Origin of the sequence: Shewanella sp. SM21, from assembly GCF_025654335.1 — a bacterium.
Lineage (GTDB): Bacteria > Pseudomonadota > Gammaproteobacteria > Enterobacterales > Shewanellaceae > Shewanella > Shewanella oncorhynchi.
In genome coordinates this window covers 128,233-149,826 of the sequence record NZ_JAKKRL010000002.1, presented here as the reverse complement: position 1 = coordinate 149,826, position 21,594 = coordinate 128,233, and the positions used below count along the sequence as shown (strand labels likewise).

23 protein-coding genes and 1 tRNA gene are annotated in these 21,594 nt (G+C 45.0%); 12 read left to right on the top strand and 12 right to left on the bottom strand.

All coding sequences use genetic code 11. From position 1 onward, the window contains the following. Nucleotides 1-62 precede the first annotated feature (62 nt). The 3 genes from L5L94_RS02760 to L5L94_RS02750 all read right to left on the bottom strand — a co-directional run bounded on the left by L5L94_RS02760 (nt 63) and on the right by L5L94_RS02750 (nt 2,095). Nucleotides 63-530: a hypothetical protein gene (locus L5L94_RS02760; RefSeq protein WP_131524476.1), complete on the bottom strand. Its 468-nt coding sequence runs from the start codon at nt 528-530 to the stop codon at nt 63-65. Nucleotides 531-869: 339 nt separating this feature from the next. After that, nucleotides 870-1,874 (bottom strand): rhodanese-related sulfurtransferase, encoded by a 1,005-nt coding sequence (locus L5L94_RS02755; RefSeq protein ID WP_028760070.1) that lies wholly within the window; start codon nt 1,872-1,874, stop codon nt 870-872. A gap of 47 nt (nt 1,875-1,921) precedes the next feature. Continuing rightward, the gene (locus tag L5L94_RS02750) at nt 1,922-2,095 is read right to left on the bottom strand and encodes a hypothetical protein (protein ID WP_173496656.1); all 174 of its coding nucleotides are present in this window, start codon (nt 2,093-2,095) and stop codon (nt 1,922-1,924) included. Nucleotides 2,096-2,239: 144 nt separating this feature from the next. On the opposite strand from L5L94_RS02750, the gene L5L94_RS02745 reads away from it, so the two are divergent. Then, the gene (locus L5L94_RS02745) at nt 2,240-2,896 is read left to right on the top strand and encodes a glutathione S-transferase (RefSeq protein ID WP_263161029.1); all 657 of its coding nucleotides are present in this window, start codon (nt 2,240-2,242) and stop codon (nt 2,894-2,896) included. Nucleotides 2,897-3,083: 187 nt separating this feature from the next. Next, nucleotides 3,084-3,281, top strand: a complete 198-nt coding sequence (locus tag L5L94_RS02740) for a hypothetical protein (protein WP_028760072.1) — start codon at nt 3,084-3,086, stop codon at nt 3,279-3,281. A gap of 131 nt (nt 3,282-3,412) precedes the next feature. On the opposite strand, the gene L5L94_RS02735 is transcribed toward L5L94_RS02740, so the two are convergent. After that, complete coding sequence (locus L5L94_RS02735; protein ID WP_105252613.1) at nt 3,413-5,170, bottom strand: SulP family inorganic anion transporter; 1,758 nt, start codon at nt 5,168-5,170, stop codon at nt 3,413-3,415. A 184-nt stretch (nt 5,171-5,354) separates the two neighbouring features. Further along, the gene (locus L5L94_RS02730) at nt 5,355-5,981 is read right to left on the bottom strand and encodes a LysE family translocator (protein ID WP_263161027.1); all 627 of its coding nucleotides are present in this window, start codon (nt 5,979-5,981) and stop codon (nt 5,355-5,357) included. A gap of 92 nt (nt 5,982-6,073) precedes the next feature. Here L5L94_RS02730 and L5L94_RS02725 point away from each other — a divergent pair, with 92 nt between their 5' ends. Further along, nucleotides 6,074-7,432: a PLP-dependent aminotransferase family protein gene (locus L5L94_RS02725; RefSeq protein WP_263161025.1), complete on the top strand. Its 1,359-nt coding sequence runs from the start codon at nt 6,074-6,076 to the stop codon at nt 7,430-7,432. A gap of 207 nt (nt 7,433-7,639) precedes the next feature. On the opposite strand, the gene L5L94_RS02720 is transcribed toward L5L94_RS02725, so the two are convergent. Together L5L94_RS02720 and L5L94_RS02715 are read right to left on the bottom strand one after the other, a co-directional pair. After that, nucleotides 7,640-9,547, bottom strand: a complete 1,908-nt coding sequence (locus L5L94_RS02720) for a cation:proton antiporter (RefSeq protein WP_263161023.1) — start codon at nt 9,545-9,547, stop codon at nt 7,640-7,642. Nucleotides 9,548-10,055: 508 nt separating this feature from the next. Next, complete coding sequence (locus tag L5L94_RS02715) at nt 10,056-10,475, bottom strand: PRC-barrel domain-containing protein (RefSeq protein WP_028760076.1); 420 nt, start codon at nt 10,473-10,475, stop codon at nt 10,056-10,058. A gap of 285 nt (nt 10,476-10,760) precedes the next feature. Here L5L94_RS02715 and L5L94_RS02710 point away from each other — a divergent pair, with 285 nt between their 5' ends. The 7 genes from L5L94_RS02710 to L5L94_RS02680 all read left to right on the top strand — a co-directional run bounded on the left by L5L94_RS02710 (nt 10,761) and on the right by L5L94_RS02680 (nt 15,304). After that, on the top strand, nt 10,761-10,922 hold the full coding sequence (locus L5L94_RS02710) for a DUF3309 family protein (protein WP_081729035.1): 162 nt from the start codon (nt 10,761-10,763) through the stop codon (nt 10,920-10,922). Nucleotides 10,923-10,960: 38 nt separating this feature from the next. Then, a complete protein-coding gene (locus tag L5L94_RS02705) occupies nt 10,961-11,302 on the top strand; it encodes a BON domain-containing protein (protein WP_263161021.1) in 342 nt (113 codons plus the stop codon). Nucleotides 11,303-11,407: 105 nt separating this feature from the next. Continuing rightward, nucleotides 11,408-12,106, top strand: coding sequence for a Crp/Fnr family transcriptional regulator (locus L5L94_RS02700; RefSeq protein WP_263161019.1), 699 nt, complete (start codon nt 11,408-11,410; stop codon nt 12,104-12,106). 122 nt (nt 12,107-12,228) lie between these two features. Beyond that, complete coding sequence (locus L5L94_RS02695; protein WP_173496650.1) at nt 12,229-12,996, top strand: Crp/Fnr family transcriptional regulator; 768 nt, start codon at nt 12,229-12,231, stop codon at nt 12,994-12,996. 501 nt (nt 12,997-13,497) lie between these two features. Further along, nucleotides 13,498-13,674, top strand: coding sequence for a hypothetical protein (locus L5L94_RS02690; RefSeq protein WP_263161017.1), 177 nt, complete (start codon nt 13,498-13,500; stop codon nt 13,672-13,674). Nucleotides 13,675-14,018: 344 nt separating this feature from the next. After that, the gene (locus tag L5L94_RS02685; protein ID WP_131525782.1) at nt 14,019-14,441 is read left to right on the top strand and encodes a DUF4398 domain-containing protein; all 423 of its coding nucleotides are present in this window, start codon (nt 14,019-14,021) and stop codon (nt 14,439-14,441) included. Beyond that, entirely contained in the window at nt 14,441-15,304 is an 864-nt protein-coding gene (locus L5L94_RS02680) for an OmpA family protein (RefSeq protein ID WP_028760081.1), read from the top strand. Before L5L94_RS02685 ends, L5L94_RS02680 begins: the two co-directional genes overlap by 1 nt. 145 nt (nt 15,305-15,449) lie before the next feature. Here L5L94_RS02680 and L5L94_RS02675 read toward each other — a convergent pair. The 3 genes from L5L94_RS02675 to dnaQ all read right to left on the bottom strand — a co-directional run bounded on the left by L5L94_RS02675 (nt 15,450) and on the right by dnaQ (nt 18,031). Then, a tRNA-Asp gene (locus tag L5L94_RS02675) sits at nt 15,450-15,526 on the bottom strand. A gap of 392 nt (nt 15,527-15,918) precedes the next feature. Next, the gene (locus L5L94_RS02670; RefSeq protein WP_263161014.1) at nt 15,919-17,292 is read right to left on the bottom strand and encodes a TIGR03503 family protein; all 1,374 of its coding nucleotides are present in this window, start codon (nt 17,290-17,292) and stop codon (nt 15,919-15,921) included. A gap of 10 nt (nt 17,293-17,302) precedes the next feature. After that, the gene (gene dnaQ, locus L5L94_RS02665) at nt 17,303-18,031 is read right to left on the bottom strand and encodes a DNA polymerase III subunit epsilon (protein WP_263161013.1); all 729 of its coding nucleotides are present in this window, start codon (nt 18,029-18,031) and stop codon (nt 17,303-17,305) included. Between the two features lie 70 nt (nt 18,032-18,101). Between dnaQ and rnhA the strand changes: the two genes are divergently transcribed. Continuing rightward, the gene (rnhA, locus tag L5L94_RS02660; RefSeq protein ID WP_006081489.1) at nt 18,102-18,572 is read left to right on the top strand and encodes a ribonuclease HI; all 471 of its coding nucleotides are present in this window, start codon (nt 18,102-18,104) and stop codon (nt 18,570-18,572) included. Nucleotides 18,573-18,762: 190 nt separating this feature from the next. On the opposite strand, the gene L5L94_RS02655 is transcribed toward rnhA, so the two are convergent. Next, complete coding sequence (locus tag L5L94_RS02655) at nt 18,763-19,671, bottom strand: LysR substrate-binding domain-containing protein (protein WP_105252337.1); 909 nt, start codon at nt 19,669-19,671, stop codon at nt 18,763-18,765. Nucleotides 19,672-19,704: 33 nt separating this feature from the next. Further along, a complete protein-coding gene (locus L5L94_RS02650; protein WP_263161009.1) occupies nt 19,705-20,442 on the bottom strand; it encodes a class I SAM-dependent methyltransferase in 738 nt (245 codons plus the stop codon). Between the two features lie 154 nt (nt 20,443-20,596). Here L5L94_RS02650 and gloB point away from each other — a divergent pair, with 154 nt between their 5' ends. Beyond that, entirely contained in the window at nt 20,597-21,388 is a 792-nt protein-coding gene (gene gloB, locus L5L94_RS02645; protein ID WP_263161007.1) for a hydroxyacylglutathione hydrolase, read from the top strand. Nucleotides 21,389-21,594: the final 206 nt, after the last annotated feature.

The window sequence follows — 21,594 nt, the reverse complement described above, 5'->3', positions numbered from 1 at the left end:
AGGCGCCACAGGCGCCTTTTTTGTCTCTCAAATAACAAGCTAGCCAATGCCACTCATCCGCCTTAGGCTTTTTTCGCTGATGTGCGACTCAATGGCTGCTCCTCAAGGTGCGCCACTAAAAAGACTAAAAAGCGAAACAGGGATTTAATCTTAAGATCATGATTTTTATTGGGCTCTGCCGCGACTAACTTCTGCAGCGATTTGATTCTAGCGTAAGCATTCTCGACTAAAGCGTCGTTCTCTTTACCGACATATTTATTAAACTCGGCAAATTCACCAATAAATTTCAGTGTCACTTTACGGTGATTTAACGCAGTGAGTGCTGCGCCCTCTTTCAGTTTTGCCTCAAAAATACTGCATTCTAAACCGCTGGCGATCGCACTTTGCGACAAACCGCTGCTTAAGGCATCGGCCAGAAAACCCAAATTGGCTTTTAACTCGAAGGCAATCGCCTGCTTACTGGCGCTCGATTGCTGCCAGCGACTGCGTTCCTTATCGAAAATATCGTATAGTTCTTTCCAAATGCTCATGCGCTTTGCCTACCTTGCACTGAATCGCTCCCTTCGTATATAGCACTCGACTTTTTTGAAATGCTAGCGTTGTTAATACTAACGTTTTTAATACTAGCGACTGAAAGTTATCATAAATTTAAGGTTTTCGGCATAGCGCTATGATAAATAATAAGTTAAATAATGGCCTAAAAGCACATTCACGCTAAAACTAAAATCTATATAAAAAAATGGCCCGAACGAGTCGGGCCAGAGTGCAAGCCATATTCACTGTGAGAGCCATGTGAAAACTGCCTGAGTGACAAACAAGCTCAGTGCAAACTCATGACTAACTCACTACTCATCTAATGGCATATAAAGTTAAAGCGCTTGCGATTTTTTCGCGTTATTTTTCTCGGCGGCGAGTCGACGCTGCGCTTCTTTTTTCTCACGGCGCGCTTCAATCACTTGATTTACATCGCTACCGATATGCGCTTCATTACGGGCTTTAGCCAGATTCACTTGACGTTCACGCTCAACGAAACGTTTACGCTGCTCGTCAGAAATTTTATCGATACAATGTGGGCAACTGACACCTTGCACATAGGCAGGGCTCTGTTTTTCAGCTTCAGTGATTGGCATACGGCAAGCATTACATTGATCGTATTGGCCTTTCTTCAAGTCATGATTTACCGCAACGCGGTTATCAAATACAAAGCACTCGCCTTCCCACAGGCTTTCTTCCGCTTTGACTTCTTCAAGGTATTTAAGAATACCGCCTTCGAGATGATAGACCTCGTCAAAGCCTTGCTCTTTTAAATAAGCAGTTGATTTCTCACAGCGAATACCGCCAGTACAGAACATGGCGACCTTCTTATGTTTAGCAGGATCAAGATTTTGCTTCACATACTCAGGGAATTCTCTGAAGGTTTCAGTCACAGGATTAATAGCATTTTTGAAAGTGCCGATTTGCACTTCATAGTCGTTACGGGTGTCGACTAAAATCACGTCCGGATCAGAAATCAGCGCATTCCAATCTTGAGGCTTCACATAGGTGCCAACCACTTTAAGTGGGTCAATACCTTCAACGCCCATAGTCACGATTTCGTTTTTCAGTTTGACTTTAGTGCGGTAGAACGGCATTTCATCGTCAAATGATAACTTGTGAACGATATTATCTAGGCCATTTTGGCTATTAAGCCACACTAATAACGCTTCAATCGCTTCTTGAGTGCCAGCAACTGTGCCATTGATCCCTTCACTTGCGAGGAGCAGAGTGCCTTTGATCTCGGCCTGTTCCATCATAGCAAGCAATGGCGCTCGGATAGATTCAAAATGCGGTAACGACACGAATTTATATAACGCACATACGACAACTTTAGCCATAACACCCTCTTTGCTGGCTGGAACTTAATTTCCAGTGCATAAACAAATCAATCATCTGCAGCCTTGCTGCAGATCCCAAAAATAGCGCGGAATTCTACCTGAGTCACAGCAAGATAAACACAGATAAAATACAGGGTCTTTAATTCTTTACGCACAGTGGTGAGAAAAATCATTCTATGATGGTAATTTAAGCAGAAATCCCAGTATGAAAGCGTTACCATCTGCGCCCTTTGAATATTGCATGATTGGCACGCAACATTCGCATTGGCATGCTCGCGTCGTCAATAAGCAAGTATGAACACGCTGACATCAGCTTTAGTCGCATCAACTTCCACGCATGGCGCCGCACAGTAGAGGAAATCCGAATGACTCTAGCCGTCTTATACACCTTCCGCCGTTGCCCCTATGCCATGCGAGCACGTTTGGGACTCTTATTAGCCCAATGCAATGTTGAAGTCCGTGAAATCACCCTTAAAGCCAAACCACCACAAATGCTAGCGGCCTCATCTAAGGGTACTGTGCCAGTATTAGTACTAGCAAACGGCGAGGTGATTGCCGAAAGTCTTGAGATCATGCGCTGGGCACTCACGCAAGCAGATCCCTTAGATCTATTGTGTCAGCAAAATCCTGCTATTGAAGATAAAATGGCACAGCTTATCGCGAAAAATGATCAGCAATTTAAACCATGCCTTGACCGCTATAAATATGCCGACCGTTACCCTGAGCAAACGCAAGCTTATTATTATCAGCAGGCGAGTCATTTCCTCCTGCAACTTGAAACATGCTTAGGGCAACACCCCTTTTTAGTCGCCGATACACCTCGCCTTGCCGACTACGCAATCGTACCTTTTGTACGCCAGTTTGCCGCAGTGGATCTTAAACGTGCGCTTAGTGATGATTTTCCGCGAGTCGCCGCTTGGCTGAATCGACTTATTTCGAGTGAAATATTTATTCGTGCGATGGAAAAATATGTGATCTGGGACGCTAGCCATTCTCCAACTTGCTTGTTAGGAGACGTGTAAGCCAATAAGATTTAAAGATTATTTTTATTTTATGTTATAGCCATCGGTAAAATATTCAAGTAAGGTATTTGCTACTAGGTAACTAATTTAGCTAATCGTAGCTAGACAATCTTCTCAAGAAAAGTAACCACGCCTGAAGACTCAAGGACGTGAATGATAGAACACAAGGATAAGACAGTTGGAAAATATGGATATTAATATCGTTATTATGCTTGGGGGCCTGGTGCTATTGCATTGTCTATTTGCCCTTCGGGCTTTCAAGAGTAAAGTGGATCTCAGCACTAACAAAAAGTGCTTATGGTGCCTACTGAGTCTGATACTCGGCCCTATGGGTTATTATGGTTTTCACGGTTTTATTCCCCTAGATAGAATTCTCAAAGACTAAACGGTAAAACTGAATACCTTCAAAAAGCTAGTCATACCATTGATTTACTTATCAAATTAAGACAAAAAATAGCGCAACCTTAAGCTGCGCTATTTATGACCCTGTTTAATCAAACAAGGCATTACAGTTAACTACAAATGACTGTGCAACAATACCGAGTCATCAGGAACTTTTTGGATCACAGGCGCTTGCCCTTCAGCCAAGGCTTGTTTATAGCTTTGATTCATTTTAAGGGCGAGATACAAATCTGGCCGGATCAAAATACCACCTTCCCCTGTCTGCATGCCCGCTTGCTCAAACCAACTCAGCATCTGCCGTTTACGTCCCGCAAGCACTAAACGAACGCCACGTTTTTTAAGCAGTTGATGTAAATCAGCCAACATGGCCATCACACTTAAATCCAAATGGGTAAAACAAGGCACTGCATCAATAATGATGCAATCAACAGGCTCAGATTCCCGAATAAACTTTTCCAGTAAACGGCGCTTAAAATACGTCGCATTAAAGTAAGTTAACGGTGAATTAAAGCGATATATAAATACTCCTGGAACCGATTTAGCTTTACCCGATTCATCGACACTGCGGATAACGCCCTTATGATCTAAACCAAGCACTTGATCCGTAGGCCGCATCACAGTAGCAAGGAACTGGAATAAACCCAGTAATACAGCCAAGGTTATCCCAGGGATAACCCCAATAAACAACACAGAGAACAAGGTGATACAGGCAAGTAGAAAAGCAGACCTATCCCGCACTCGCAGATTCCACAGTGACTTTAAATCGATAAGCGAGATAGAGGCGATCACCAGCACTACACCTAAGGCGGCACTGGGGATAAACTTCAAAGGTGCAGTGAAAAATAGCGCCACAACACCAATCAATACCGCCGCAATGATAGACACTAACTGGCTCTTACCACCATTGGCATCATTAACCGCAGTGCGGGAATCCGCGCCGCTCACCGCAAAACCTTGAGATATGGCAGACGCTATATTGGCTATTCCTAACGCCCTGAACTCTTTATCGGCATCTATATCGTAACCGTTTTTTGCCGCAAAGCTTCGAGCCGTCAACATCATGCTCACAAAGCTCACCATGGCTAAGTTAAGCGCTGGTACCACAAGCTCACGGGCGATACCTAAATCAAATACAGGCGCTTGGAATGAAGGTAATCCTGAGGTCACTTCTCCGACGACGCTAATATCAAAGCTCGTCAGGTTAAACACCCAAACAAGGAAAGCCGCCATCGCCATTGCGCACATAGAAGCAGGCCATTGGGGACGAAACCGTTTCACTAAGGCATAAGTCGCTAGCGTCACAATCCCCATAGTCAATGTCGGCCAATGGGTTTTGGATAAGTAAGAAGGCGCACCGCTGAGGCGCTCAATTAAATAGCGCTCATCGAAGGTAAAACCGAATATTTTTGAAAACTGTCCCACGATAATGGTAATTGCAACGCCATTAAGCAACCCCATCAAAATCGGCTTTGATAGAAAATCGGCGAGCACCCCCAGCCTAAAACGACTCGCAATCAAGCACCAAAAGCCTGTCATGGCCGTCATGGTCATCACTAACTGCCAGTGCTTCATACTATCCCCTGCAGCTAGGGGCGTGACAACCGCGGCGATAACAGCACAAGTCGCCGCATCTGGACCCACGATTAATTGTTTTGAGGTGCCAAATAGTGCGTATACCAACATTGGTAATACGCAGGAATACAAACCCACGGCAGCATTCACACCAGTGAGCTGGGCATAAGCAATCGCTACGGGTAATGCCACAGCGGCAACGGATAAGCCTGCGCGCACATCATCCCTAAGCCATTGCTTTTCATATTGTAATAATTGCGCCAATCCCGGCATAAACGAAATCAAACTAGGGAACTTCACTCGGCAACCTCCATATACACACTATCAAGATAAGCAACAAGTATAACTGAGACTGAAAATGTTCAGCTAAAAGGTCATTACCTAAAAAGCCATCAATAGTATGTTGGTTATGGCATAAAGCCAATCATTACGCGAGTGTCTTCTTCAGAATATTTATAGGGTTAGGCACTTAATTCAAGCCAAGCTAGCGTAATATCATAGGTAATGACACTAAGAGCAAGCTGCCCATAAACCAATTAAAATGGCGCTTACGTCTATCGGTATTGAGTTTCTTACTGATCGCGGCACCGACAAAGACCCAAGTAAATGATGCAGGAAATCCCACTAAGTTGAACATTAATACGCCAAGAAACGCACTCAACCAAAAGCCATCGCCACTTAATGTAAAAGCGCTACACAGGGTAATCGTCGACATCCAAGATTTAGGGTTAATCCATTGAAATAATGCAGCTTCAATGAGCGTCATAGGTTTTCGTCCATCATCCAAATGCGTGCTCTGCACTGGCGACGTCACTAATTTGTACGCGAGATACAGCAAATACGCCAAAGCGAAATATTTCAATACTTGGTGCAATACCGGTAATGCTTCAAACAAGGTACCGAGGCCGAATAATACCGCAAGATGTAAAGAGGTCGAACCCAAGCGGATCCCTGCAATATGTGGCACGGTACGCTGCACACCAAAATGCGCTCCAGAGCTAGCTAAGAGAATATTGTTCGGTCCAGGAGTCATTGTCATCGTCGCGCAAAATAGCGCGGTCGAGGCCATTAAAGTCCATAATTGTGGATCATAAAGCAGTGCAGTATTCATATTCGCCTTAAATTGTATGCATACATTTGTTGACATAAAAAGATGCAATAAATAATATACGGAGAATATTAGAGATCAATGGATTTATTGTCATGGGTACAATCTGGACGCCAGACCTAACGACTTTTTCAGGCCCGAAATATCAGCGCTTAGTCAGTGCCATAGAACAAGGCATTTTGCAGAAGGTGTTAACCCAAGGTAGTAAACTGCCACCACAGCGCCGTTTAGCCGATGCCTTAGGCATCACTATTGGCACTGTGACCCGCGCCTATGCATTGGCGGAACAAAGGGGTTACGTCGAAGCACGAGTGGGAGATGGCACCTACGTCAACGCCTCCCCTGTACCTGAAATGGGTAACGTACAATTGAATATGGCGACCTGTCAGCAGCCACTCACAGATCAAATCAGCACCCTAAGCGATTGCCTCAGCCAATTAGCGAAAGACCCCACTAAATTGAGTCAGTTACTCGGTTATCGCGCCAGTCCATTAGATCAACACCAACAAGTGTTCCACCAATGGTTAAACCAACGCGGCATACAGCAAACGCCCGAGCAACTGGTCTTTACCCATGGCGGCCAGCAAGCCATTTTTGCCTGTTTGAGCGCATTTTTATCAACAGGCGATGTACTGTTACACGAGCAATACAGTTATCCAGGCGTGAGAATTTGTGCTAAACAGCTTGGCGTCACTAGCGTTGGTGTGCCCCTTACCCACGAAGGATTAGATCTGCCGTGCTTTGAAGCCCTATTACAGATCCACAACCCTAAATTAGTCTATCTCACACTGAATAATCAAAACCCCACTTGCATTCAGTACAGTGAATCACAGCGGCAGAGAATCCTTGAATTATCAGAGCAATATCAATTCTATATCATTGAAGATGACGTGAATTATTGTTTACCTGAAGAATGGCATTCGCCCCTGTGGCAATTAGCAAAACAGCTGGCGATCCCAAGGGTGATTTATATTTCCAGCCTGTCAAAATTGTTTTCTGGCGGCTTAAGGCAAGGTTTTATTCTGGTTCCTGACCCCCTTATCGCCCAAGTGCGACTCGCTATTCATAGCCAATGCTGGATGGTGTCGCCGCTGAATATTGAAATAGCCTGTCAGTTGATAAAGAAAGGTCATATCACTGCAGAACGAGATACGCTCGTACGTCAACGCCAACGTCACTGTATCGCCATGGGCGAACGACTGGGATTAACCCAAACTTGGCGAGGGTTAAACGGTTGGATACAACTGCCAGAAGATATCAAAGCCCATCACCTCGTTACCGCACTGGCCGCAAAAGGCATATTAGTCCGTAATGGTGATGACTTTAATTGCCATGATAATTTTATCCGCTTGAGCCTTGGTGGCGCCGAAAACGACACTCAATTCAATCTCGCGGTTGAATGCATAGAATCGACCATACGTTCCTTAGTGCAAAATGCTTATTCAGTAGTGTAATGACTGCTTGTATAAGAGCTAACTTTCTGCATAAACATGGCTTTCTAGCCAAGTCATTTTAATACTCTTTTTTGGGATGTAATCTATAGCTGCAGTAAGATTGGCCATAAAACTCACGCAGCTATGATGCCTTGAATGTGCTATTTGAGAAATATTTTTCAGCTAGTCAAAAAATATTTCAATAATAAATTTCTTGGTAACAATAACTTACCCAATAGCGTCATCACCTTCACTTTCATGCTCTTCCGTTTTTACCTTTGCTAAAGCAGATTCTGCTGCTTTTTCTTGGGCTTCCCGCTCTGCAATCGCTTGCTGCACTTTGGCTTCTTCTAAAGCTTCAATTGGCAATAGACTGATAAGCTCAATGCCATTCGGAAATACGGTATCATTACCCGAAACAACGACGACCTTACCTTCTTTTGTCAGGTAAACCAGTGGTATTGCCGTCTCACCGTAACGTTTACGAAAATGTTCAAAGCTGAAGTTTTCGGTTAAATTCGTTACTTTCAGTTGAGCGCCTTTCGCCATTAGGCTGGCTATCTTGGCATAAGACACTGCATCACCAAACAAACATAAACGTTGCTTATAACTTTCAGAGAGCTGGTGGCGCGCACTGCCTACTTCGGTATTATTAAGACCAAATACTTTTTTAGCACCAAAAAAGTCTTGGAAATGAAAGCTCACTAACGGGTTTAACTGTCGGTAAGGTGAAATAATCAATACGCGGCCAATTCCAGTTAAATCCATATAGGTTTCAGCATGTTCCGATACGGGATTACCAAAATACACTGGGATATTATCCATACGCGCAAGGCGAATGTTATCCCAGTTATTATCAGCCAATAGCACTTTGACATCTTTGGCTTTTAAAATTTTCGCTAACTCTCTGGAAAATTTAGAGGCGCCAAAGATCAATAAACCTTGGGCAGAATCGGCTTTAACCCCAAGAAATCGTGCCCAACGTCCCGCCGTTAAACTTTGGACCACCACAGTGCCGATAATAATTAAGAACACTAAGGGCACAATTGCATCTGCGCCCTGCACATTGTTGGCTTCTAACTTAATCGCAAACAATGACGATACCGCAGCAGCAACTATGCCTCGCGGTGCAATCCAGCATAAAAACCACTTATCCGCTTTCGACAGAGATGTGCCGATACCAGAAGCCCAAATACTCAGCGGTCGTGCCAATAACATGGTCACCGCTAAAACACCCAGTCCACCCCAACCTAAGCCGAGCATGGCATTAGAATCTAATCGCGCCGCCAGTAAAATAAACAGTGCAGAAATTAACAGTACGGTTAATGTTTCTTTAAATTCAAGGATTTCAGCAATATCCACACCACGCATATTCGCAAGCCAAATGCCCATAACTGTCACAGTCAATAAACCCGATTCTTCTTGTAATAGGTTCGAGCCGACAAAGATACCCAGCATTAAGGTCAAAACGGCGGTATTACGCAGATAGTGTGGCAATAGGTTGTGTCTTAAGATTTGTCCCGTTAGATAACCCGCTACTGCGCCAAGTCCTAATCCGAGGGACAACATAGAGCCTAAGGCATAGAGCACATGCGTCGTTTGATCGCTAGCAACGGTTATGTATTCAAAGACTAACACTGCGAGCAGCGCACCTATTGGGTCAATCACTATACCTTCCCAACGCAAAATACTCGCCAGCTGAGATTTAGGACGCACACTTCTGAGCATTGGCACGATAACCGTAGGCCCAGTCACCACCACTAGCGCCCCAAAGAGCAATGCAATTTCCCAACTAAAATCCAGTAAATAAAAGGTGGCCGTACTGATACAGGCCCAAGTGATCACGGTACCGATAGTCACAAGATGCGTCACCATACGACCATGATCTTTGATTTCTTTGAAGTTAAGAGTCAAAGCACCTTCAAATAAAATCACGGCGACCCCGAGGGAAATAATCGGAAAAAGCAAATCACCAAAAATCGCATCAGGATTGAGGAGTCCAAGCCCAGGGCCTAAAGTGAGCCCACATAGCAACAAGGGTAAAATCGCTGGTAACCGCAGTTTCCAGCCAAGCCATTGACAAAATAACGATAGCACTCCAATTAGCGCTAGCATGCCAGTAATGTGTTCAACCATATAAATCCTTTAGATAACTGAGCTAAATACTAATGAGCTTAGCTTTAATGACGCAGATGACAACAGCATGAACAGTAAGCTGAAATTATCTATTCGATATATCCACTGTTAAATATGACTCTTCCCTCATCACCTATGGAGAAAAATCAAGAAAACGGAGCAATCTAGCGACATCAAGTAAAATAAGCTGTAGTACAAATCCGAAAACATCAGATTTACCTTAAATAGGGATTTAAACTTAAAATAGAAAAACAAAAAAGCCTTATCTTTCGACAAGGCTTTAATCATTTGATGAAGCGAAGACATTGATCAGCGATACACGCTAGTGACTTTCGATAATACGCTAGCTCAAACTTTTATCGTTATTAGGTTACAACCATGGCGATAAGCAAATTCCTAACAACTAAAATGCGTGTGGGCCCTACTCACTTGATAGACACAACCACACTTATACATATTTACTGAATCCAAATAATAACGCAGGGGATAAATCCCCTGCTTAACACCATTAATCCCTACGGCTACCGTAGTAATCGTGCAGTTCGTTTTCCCATTCAACATCTTTCATATTGGGCCAATGGCCTTTATCAAACCCCGGCGCCGTTTTGAGTCGCTCTAATGATATATCCATGACAAAACATTTTTGCTCATGATTAAGTGTCAGCATCTTCCAAGGCACTGCAAACAGCTTTTCTCCAAAACCAAAATAAGTACTGAACGACAGTACCGCATACCCGACGTGGCCCGTTTCCACTTCAAGCATAATTTCTTTGATATCCCCTAAGGTTTCACCAGAGTTATTAACAACATTATTGCCGATCAGTGTTTCAGCGCCCATCAGATATGGGCCGGGTCCTTGTGCCAATGATGGAGAAGCGAACTGTGGATTGTTGTAAATGCCGTAAACATCGCGATCATGATAATTCATTTTGTTGACCTCTTTATTAGCGCAGCCCATGAAACTGGACAACGGAATAAGTGAAATACCAAACGTTGGTTTCGAATTGAACATGTCCGTCATTGGACATAAGTTAGAGTATGCATCTCTACAATCACTCGCTCTGTTCGGCATACCGCTTATCAGGTAATGCGAATATAAACACATCGACTCGTCAGATCCCTGTAAGTGCGCCAGCGTACCGACATCCCATTTGCTACGGCACAGACTCATGTTACCCAGTGCAAAATTGCCCCGGTATCAGGAAGATTAGCCATGTCAATTGCGACTATTTTATTGATTATTTTAATTTTGTTATTTCTCGGCATGCTCCCCACTTGGCCCCATAGCCGAAACTGGGGTTATCGTCCAGGTGGCCTTATAGGCATAGTGCTACTGGTGCTGATTATATTGCTGTTAACGGGACGCGTTAGCTAATGCCCCCATTTTTACTCTTTATCAAAAAGGATAATCTGATGAGAACAATTAAAATGTTAAGTATCTTCCTGCTGGCTCTAGGCTTAGTCGCCGTGGCCAGTTGCAGTTCTGCATACAACAAAGAAGGTACTGGCGAGTATTTAGACGACAGTGTGGTCACCACCAAAGTGAAAGCTGCCATTTTAGGTGATAAAAACTTAAGTGTGGCCGAGATTAATGTTGAAACCTTTAAAGGCGTGGTCCAGCTCAGCGGGTTTGTTAAATCGCGTGAAGATATCAATACAGCGGTAAAACTAACAAGCAAAGTCCCCGGCGTCATTTCAGTCAAAAACGATATGCAACTGAAATCAGCTGCACCTTCACCGCAACTAAACAACTAGTCGTTTAATCTCCATCATTCCGTAGCCCCCGTTCAGGGGCTGCGGCCCTTCTTTTTGCAGCAGATTTTCTGGTGCCAAGTCAATGCCACCACAGGTTGAACCGCTATGCCCACTCAACACCAAGATACATCAGCGCCACAAATTCAGAATCGATTAATCCGTCATCTGCCAGTGGTGGAACAAGCGGATTTATTATCGCAAGCTGAGTTAGTCCAACTTAACTTTGCCGACTTACTGTGCAAGCCTGGCGAGTCATATCAATATGTCTATTTTCCCTTAACAGCTTTTATTTCTTTGATTGCTAAACTCCCCAAACATCCTGCATTGGAAATGGGTTTGATTGGTTACGAAGGTATGCTTGGGGCGACGACTTTGCTGGGCACTCGGCAAGTGCCTTCCGAGGCGATAATCCAAGGTTCTGGCCAAGCTTGGCGGCTCCCCATTGAAACCTTTGAAAACTTACTCGCTCAAAATACCAATCTGAAGCAAATAGTAGAGACTTATCTATACACCTTGTTATGCCAATTATCACAAAATGCAGTCTGTGCCCATTTTCACTCCATTGAGTCTCGGCTAGCACGTTGGTTGCTAATGAGTCACGACCGAATTCAGACTGATGAGTTATATCTAACCCATCAATTTTTAGCCGACATGCTAGGTGTTAGGCGAAGCAGTATTACCGAGGCCGCAGGCAATTTACAGCTCCGCGGTAGCATTTCATATAATCGTGGGCGGTTACATATTCTTGACCGGCAAGCTCTACTTGCCCGTTGCTGCAGTTGCTATCACTCAATGCGCACTTAAGTGCATATTTTCCGCTCAACAATTCAAAAAATCTGCCATTATGTTCGCTACCGTACATAGCATGGGTGTTTCTCGCTGTAACCTGAGTTAGCTATATCACCACACAAGGACACGCTATCATAATGGACACACTAGAACTGAAATCTGTATCAGAGCGCGCGCCACCGGAAACTCACTTCCCGCCAGAATCCAATCGGTTGTTATGTGAATTGCCAGAGGAAGTCAAACAACGTATTTTCCCGCATCTGGAGCTGGTTCCATTAGAACTCGGACAAGTGGTCTGTGAAGCAGGCTCAAAGCAGCGTTATGTGTATTTTCCGTTGGACTCCATTATTTCGCTGCTGTATGTGATGGAAAATGGGGCATCCGCTGAAATTGCCGTCGTTGGCAATGATGGTATGGTCGGCGTTGCACTGTTTATGGGAGGAGAAAGCACGACGAGTCGCGCTGTAGTGCAAAGTGCTGGCGTTGCCTATCGATTGTTTGGTCAGCGGCTTAAAGACGAATTTAACCGTCATGGCGCCCTGCTCCATCTGTTACTGCGTTACAGTCAGGTGCTACTGACCCAAATGGCCCAGACCGCGGTTTGCAATCGCCACCATAGTATTGAACAGCAACTGTGTCGTTGGTTACTGCTTTCGATAGATAGGCTGCCCGATGATCGCGTGCTGATGACACAGGAATTGATTGCTAATATGCTCGGCGTACGCCGTGAAGGTGTCACCGATGCGGCAGGCAAACTGCAGCGCATGGGAATTATCAATTACAGTCGTGGGAATATTGAAGTGGTCGATCGCGCGTTACTAGAACAAACCTGTTGTGAATGTTACTCAGTCGTTAAGCAGGAATCAGAACGGCTGATGCCACCTCAACAAGCGCAGCAAACATAAACCTACAGTGAATATAAGAATACAGTAACAATAGGAAGTGCGTTAAAAAGGAAGTGTTTTAAAAACAACCGATACTTTAGTACATCAGCCATAAAGACTCACATTTCAATTCTTGTATCCTAACCGGTACTTCAAATAAAAATACACATAACGGATGGCTAGACCACTCGTACAACAGCCATTCTATCGTTATCCCATATGCCACTTCAGTACTAAACCCACACTGGTACTGCAAACCATAAATAAGAACAGGCAGTCATCAACCCTACACGCCAACATGGCGCAAACTGATGCTGCCTAATATCCGACACATTACCTTTGTAATCAATGCATTATTGTTGATTATATCGGCCCGCCCAGCAAACAAAAAACGTGCCGAGCGGCCAATATTGCCATCACTAATCCCATGCGCGCTAACGCACAGACGTTCAATATTTAGCAGGTCATGCTGAATGTACGGTTCATGCACTCTTGCACTACACCGGGTTACTTGAGGTTTATATGAAAAAATTCACAGAACAACATAAATCCATCGATAACGATGCACAGAATTCCAACACCAACAAAGCCAATCCTCCCGTCGTAGCCCGCAACCGTCAGATGATCAAAACCACAGTTGCAGATAAAGCTAAACAAGACGTGGATACCAGTAAAAGCACACACAATAAGCGAGGTTGAAGAACTTAAATCAAACGACAAGGAAGATAACTGGACTGAAAAAGAGCCAAATCATCACTCGTTAGCCTAGAACGTGACGAACAAACAGGGAAAAGTTTCATTGATTAAGTGCAAAAACTAAACCATGCAGTAACACACTGCGTTTAGCTCAAGCCGATGCAACCCTTAGTGTACCGGCCCTCTTTACTCAGAGGAGTAGCTCATGAATTTCCGTGGCGTCAAATTACTCACTCATACCAACTGACTCAAAAATGGGGCTATTCACCAGCATATTGACTGTGCATGGTGCAATAACAAACCTAAAGACCACACTCGGTGCACTGTTTCCGAGAAAGGAATTTCAAATGAACATCAATAAAAATCAACAACCACAGCAATATCCAATCGGTTTACAGCGAGCCAAGCACTTCTTATTGGCAGGCTGTATTGCAACAGCGCTCGTGGGCTGTAGTTCAACGCCATTGACTAAGACCGCAGAAATGGAACGGGCTGAACACACCATTGCCCGCGCTGAGCAAGCAAGAGTCGGCCAATATGCCTCAAATGAACTGGCACAGGCCAGACTTAAACTTCAATCTGCAAGCAGCGCATTACTCAATATGGACACTGTCAGCGCCGATCGTTACGCCATAGAGGCGAGCCTTGAGGCCGAACTGGCACAAGCTCGCGCTGAGCTGGCACAAGCCAATAGCGTCAATAATGAAATGAAAAACAATATCAGCATACTGCAGCAAGAAATGTTGCGCCGTTCAGGAGGAATTCAGTAATGAAAAAACTTATCGCTTCGTCGGGTCTGCCTTTACGTTTTAGCCAAATACTGGCATATAGCCTACTCCTAACCACTGTAGCAGCTTGTAGCAGTACGCCCAAAATAGCTGAAGGCATCGGTGATATCCGTACAGAACTTAATAAACTGCAAGCGAATAATGAACTGGCAATTTTAGCCCCTGCTGCCATTAAACAAGCTGAAGAAGCCGTTCGCGCTGCTGAACAACCGGTAAAAGATGAGCAACAATCACAGCACCTAGTGTTTGTTGCTGATAAGAAAGTCAATATTGCCTTAGCTCAAGCGCAGAGCCGCTTTGCCGAGGATCAACACAAAGTCCTCGCTAAAAAACGCGATGACGCCAGATTGGATGCTCGCACCACAGAGGCCAATCAAGCCCATCAAGATGCGCGACTAGCCCGTGCTGATGCTGCAGATGCGCGTCAGGAAACGACCGAACTGCAAGCCCAGCTCACATTGCTGAATGCCCGTCAGTCAGAACGTGGTTGGGTCGTAACCTTAGGTGATGTTTTATTTGACACTGCCAAAGCGGATCTTAAGTCATCGACCAGTCAACATCTAACCAACCTAGCGAACTTTCTGAACAAGTATCCCGCGCGTGGTGCCATGATTGAAGGGTATACAGATAGTGTAGGCAGTGAACAATACAATCTGGGTTTATCGCAGCAAAGAGCTGATAGTGTTAGCCATTTTTTACAAGGAAAAGGGATCCAATCCAATCGGCTCAGTAGCCTAGGTAAAGGTGAAAGCTCACCGGTTGCCAATAATGAGTCCGCCAGTGGCCGCCAGCAAAACCGTCGGGTTGAAGTCATCCTCACCGACACCGCACAGGCTCCACAGTAGCTATCACTTAATCATATTAAGATTTCAGCGTGATCCTTGCTGACATTTGAATCGAGTCTCATCGCTAATAAGATGAACAGCGCAGAAATTAAGGAGATCAGTAAAAAGCAAAAAGCCCCATCTTTCGATGGGGCTTTTTGCAATTTGGCGGAGCGGACGGGACTCGAACCCGCGACCCCCGGCGTGACAGGCCGGTATTCTAACCAACTGAACTACCGCTCCAAATTCTTCCATATCCAAATATTTGACGGGTATCTAACCCACTAACCCCAGCGTGACAGGCCGCTGATGTCAAAACGATAGTCTAACCAACTGAACTACCGCTCCAAATTTTTCCATATCCAAGTATCTTACGGGCATCACCCCCCCCTAACTCCAGCGTGACAGGCCGCTGATATTAAAACAGAATGATAATTCAACACACTTATCAAGGCTCTGCTGTAAGATGCGAAGAATAATACGGTTGAGCCCTGCAGGCGTCAACCGTTTTTTTACTTCGATTTATCATTTGATTAAAAAAAAGCCAAATCAATTGCAGACCTTGATTTATATCCCAAATATCGCTCAACGTTCCAGTTCAAAGTCATAAATCAAACACATTAAGCAACGTTTGGCTAACGGTCTTTATCTGCCTCATCTGGCATAGTGAGATCGATTTCATCTAATGAAGGTGCTGCGGGTGGATTTACAGATGCTTCATTCAATAAACGTAACTCCGCGGCAGCTAAGGCCTGCGCCAAACTTTGACGCTTACGCCACACAATTAATCCCACCACGCCTAAGACTAATAAGATAGCGTTGACTGTAATGATCCAGAACATTGCATCTTTCTTCGCAAGCTCTTCTTCCTCTGCCGCTTTTTGTGCAGCAACAGCAGCCAACTCTTCGGCACTTGGTGGTGGTTCTGGTGGTTCAATTAAGTTAAAGAAAAGCTCAGGTAAATCCAGCACGATTTCACGACCAGTGACAGTCGTCGTAGCCACAAAACCTTTAATTCGATAACTACCAAACTCTGTCACTGTAGGTAAATCTAATTCAGAGTCAGGCTCAGTGAGACCATTTACAACCAAAGGCAGTTGCAAGCCAGCAGGGCCGACTAACTCAAAGGAAAAATGCGTCTCAGCCAGCTGCAACACTGTCTTATCCACGTGTAACATGACTTTCCATTGCCCCGTTAACGGATCGTCAGGGGTAATTACTTCTAGATTAATTGGCCGAGGTGACAATTTAAACGGGAATGAAACCTGCCGTTCAAACACATTATTACGTGCCTGCACGACAAACTCATAATCACCCCAAGGCTGCTTTATATTGATATTGCTGGTAAATACACCATCGTCAGGTTTTTCATCGTAATCTTCACCATTGTCTTTATAAGAACCAACAATAATATCACCCGCGGCAAAGTTTTCATCGCCCGCCTTATGTTTACTCACAAAATGTGCAGTCCATTCGACTAAATAATCTAACCCAGGCATACGCACACGCTGCTCGTCACCCATTAACTGCGCGACAATTTTAACTTGTTCACCTTGGAAGATTGGCTGTGGTAAAGGCTGGACTTCGATTTCGAGTTTAGAGAGCTTCTTAAGGGTTGAACCTGAGACAACCTTGCCCACCAACTGCCAAGGTCCGGGCTGTGGTGACTCAATGTAAATAATATCGCCCGTTATACCATCAACCCACTTAACGGTTTCTGGATGACGATTGGCGTACCATTTACTGCCATCGGGTAACACTATGACCACAGGCGCAGAGCCATATTCACGCTCCACTAATAAGGTCATATTATCGACCATATGATCAATACGAAAACGGTTTTTAAGCTCGGAAGCCGTCTCCAATCCTACAATCGGCGTAGCCTTTGGTGGCTTGACGACTTTTTTGGCGGGATCTAGGTCAGCGGCCAATACACTCGCCACACTTAATAACAGCGTAGTGACAACAAGGCAAAGCGCTAAAATGGGTTTATGGCGCGACATCGGCATAGTAATTCTTCTATCCTCTCCAGAGGCATTTACCTGATTTTGCGACTAAATCAAGGCGTTGTTCATGCATTGTCAGTTCATCGGCCGATGCGCCAATCACTTTAAGATTAAGTGATTGTGGAGCAAAACGTTGAATCCCCCCCGCTTCCTGCCCCGCTTCTTCGTTAGACAAATTAAACTTTGTCTGCCCGCCGGTCATGATCAGATAAACATCGGCGAGGATCTCGGCATCGAGTAAAGCGCCGTGGTACTCGCGGCGAGACGTATCCACGCCATAACGCTTACAGAGGGCATCAAGGTTGTTTTTCTGGCCGGGATGTAAAAACTTAGCAATCTCTAAGGTATCGAGGATCTGACAAATATCAGCGGTTTTCGGCCCACGTGGCTGCAACAATGAAAACTCATGATCCATGAAGCTCACGTCGAAGTTTGCGTTATGGGCGACGATTTCAGCGCCGTCGATAAAGTTGATAAACTCTTGAGCAATGTGATGGAAACGCGGCTCTTTGGAAACGCGCTCATCGGTAATACCGTGAACGGCGATGGCTTCGGGATCGATTGCTTGACCTGGATTGATATATTGGTGGTAATAACGCCCCGTCAAACGACGGTTCACCACTTCCACACAACCTATCTCGATGATCCTATGGCCTAAATAGATGGCGCCGCTGCCTTGGTTCATACCTGTGGTTTCGGTATCTAAAATAACCTGACGGCTAGCATTAGAGATAATATTCATGTTTTTATGCGCTTCTTATGACAATTTTTAGTTATACTCGGCCGAAATTCCCGGCTATGGTAACAATTTGATGACTGAACTAAAACTGATCCACATCTTCACCGACGGCTCTTGCTTAGGCAATCCCGGTCCTGGCGGCTATGGCATTGTAATGAATTATAAAGGCCATACAAAGGAGATGTCCGACGGTTTTGCGCTCACGACCAATAATCGCATGGAATTGTTAGCCCCAATCATAGCGTTAGAAAGCTTGAAAGAGCCTTGCCAAGTCGTGCTCACCAGCGACAGCCAATATATGCGCCAAGGCATAATGACATGGATCCATGGCTGGAAGAAAAAAGGTTGGATGACATCAAACCGTACCCCAGTCAAAAACGTTGACCTATGGAAACGATTAGATAAAGCCTCACAGATGCACACTATCGACTGGCAATGGGTTAAAGGTCATGCGGGCCACGCCGAAAACGAACGTTGCGATGTATTAGCTCGCACCGCAGCAGAATCTAAACCAACCCAACCCGATTTAGGCTACCAGCCTTAACTCTGTGCCACTCAGTGTAAACTCGCTAAGTGCGAAAAAGTAAGTTCGATGCAATCACGCCTAAGTTAAACATTTGGGCGTGATGATTTAATTCGCGATTCATCTCACAGTTTAAGCTTACCGTCAAAATTAACCTTTTAAATAAATCGCTTAAGCTCACTGTTTACGAGGGCCATTGCTATCAAACGGTTTATTTCAGTTCCACACCTGCAATATTAAAAAAATTCTCACAAAACAGCACAAAAGCTTGACCTAGGGATGTCGCCTGACGGCTCTTATGGGTGATGCGATAAAACTGCCGCTCGAGTACGAGTCCCTCAATCGTGACTAACGCTAACTCTTTACGGCTGATTTCTTTTTCCAGCGCCAACTCAGATAACACCCCAAGCCCAGCACCTTGTTTCACAGCCAATTTAATCGCATCCGGCGTAGTAAAGCAGAATTTAGCCTCTGGCTGCATATCCAACTCATTGGCGGCATTTACAAAATATTCACGAGTGCCCGATCCTTCCTCACGTAGCACCCAAGACAGGCCTTTAACCGCCGCAGGTTTAACCACTTTCCCCGCCAGAGGATGCGCCGGATGACAAAACACCAGCAGCCTATCCTTATGCCATGCCTCGACACTCAAACGATTGTCAGTGCAATGGCCTTCAATAAAACCCATTTCAGAGCGGAACTGAGCAACCGCTTGGATCACATCTTGAGTATTAGTAATCGCCACATCCACATGGGTTTGAGTATGTTGCTGACAAAATGCCACTGCGGCTTTCGCCATTAGATAATTGCCGATTGTCGAACTGGCACTGATGCTTAAACGCCCAACCAGATCACCACCATGATAAGTAAATGCCTGCTCAATTTGTTCAACACGGTGTAATAGATCCGTTGCCAATGGCAGCAGTAAATTACCCTGCGAGTTAAGCTGTAATCGATTGCCAATACGTTCAAATAGGCGGGCATTTAGCTGCTTTTCTAATTCAGCCAAGGCCATAGATGTCGCCGGTGGTGATAAATTCACTTGTTCAGCCGCCTTCGCGACTTGGCCGCTACGTGCCACGGCCTCAAATACTGCCAGTTGTCTTAAGGTGATCCGCATATAAAAACCTGTACTAAAAATGGAAATGGCTTATCAGTTTTCCGAATGCTCTGATAAATGCCCCGAACGACCCGCAGTCGGTGCCGTGGTCCAATTTGTCTGCCGCACCTTACGTTTATCGCGAATAGGTGTGAGTGGCGACTCGAGTTTACGTGCCACAATCAAATACAAACTGCCCGCGCTAGGAAGCCATGACGCTAAACTCTGTTGAAAAAATCTACCTTGGGTAAACTCGCCCATTAATGGGTGGTAGACCAAACGCTCATCCCCCACCACTTGATAACCTAATAAACCTAACCAATCTCGCACCCTCGAAGGCATAAAAAAACGGCCATTCCAAGGAAGACAATCCTGATATTTAGGCCATAACTTACCCAAAAATACCGGACTCAAGGGATTAAAACCGACGATAAAAAGATAGCCTCCAGCGATGAGTACCCTATCGGTTTCGCGAAGAATACGGTAAGGATCGGGTTCAAATTCGAGCAATAAACTCATCACCACCGCATCTATCGCCGCATTCTGCAGGGGTAGATGGCAAAAATCGCCTTCAATAGAGGTGCCTTTAGATGGCGAGAGTGAAAAATGATGGGCGACTGGCGATGCCATGCTCGACAATTCGGCACTCAAAGGCCCTAACTTTAATAAATGATAACCAAAGACTCTTGGCCACCAATCTTCAAGCTGTTTAGCGACGGCTTGCTGTAGTGCCTCACCATTGGGTAGGTCACTCCATTGTTCGGGCTTGAGCTCAGTACTAAAATGCGACACAGAGTTCCTCCGTTAGCTGGGTAGACAAGTATCCAATGGGGTCAAAGATGACCAACATTCTGCCACAGGGCAAAAGCGGCAAAGGTCGCCAAGGGCCGTTCACTCATGGATAATACCTTTATCTTCAAATTGAAATACAGACATAGGCAGTTCTATGCTCACTATAACAGCGATCAAAGCCTTTAATGACAATTATATCTGGGTGTTACAACAACAGCCCCATACTCAGGTTTATGTTGTCGATCCAGGCGATGCAAGTGTGGTCATTGACTACCTGCAAGCGAATCAACTCACGCTAGCGGGTATTTTACTGACCCACCACCACAATGACCATACGGGTGGCGTAGCAGCGCTTCAAGCCTATAGTCATAATAGACTCACGGTTTATGGCCCAGATAATGAGAAGATCGAAGGCATCACACATCCACTGCACGCAAAAGCCAAGCCCAGATTCACACTGGAGTATCTCAGCGCTGAGCTGCAAGTCTTAGATGTACCAGGCCACACAGCAGGACATATAGCCTACGTTGTTGAAGATGCCTTATTTTGCGGTGACACCCTGTTTAGCGGCGGCTGCGGACGCTTATTTGAAGGCACGCCAGCGCAAATGCACAACTCACTACAGCAACTTGCCCAGCTTCCCGCCGACACTCGGGTTTATTGTGCCCATGAGTACACACTTTCAAACCTCAAATTTGCCCTCGCGGTCAATCCCAACAATCGCGAGCTCCAAGACTATAACGAACGCGCGATGCAGTTACGTCGCCAAGACAAAGCGACTGTTCCCTCCACCATCGCTTTAGAGCGTGCCATCAATCCTTTTTTACGCCCTAGCGACATTGAAATTGTCGATAACATAAAACAGCATTTTAGCGGTCTAAATCACGCAAATTTAGACGAACTCAGCGGTTTTACCTTACTCAGACAGTGGAAAGATAATTTTTGATCACAAAAGCAATATTATAGATTGAAATTCAAACAGTTTTTCTCATTTTTGATGATGTAAGTCAAAAATGGCCTTACATTATGTACGATAATTAAGGGACAAGATCGAAAAGATCCCATAGAATGGCTCGTTTTGCGTGAAAACTTTGCGCGCTGCGTCGTCTTTATCTTCATATAAAACATACTGTTACTATAAAGAAAAGCGAT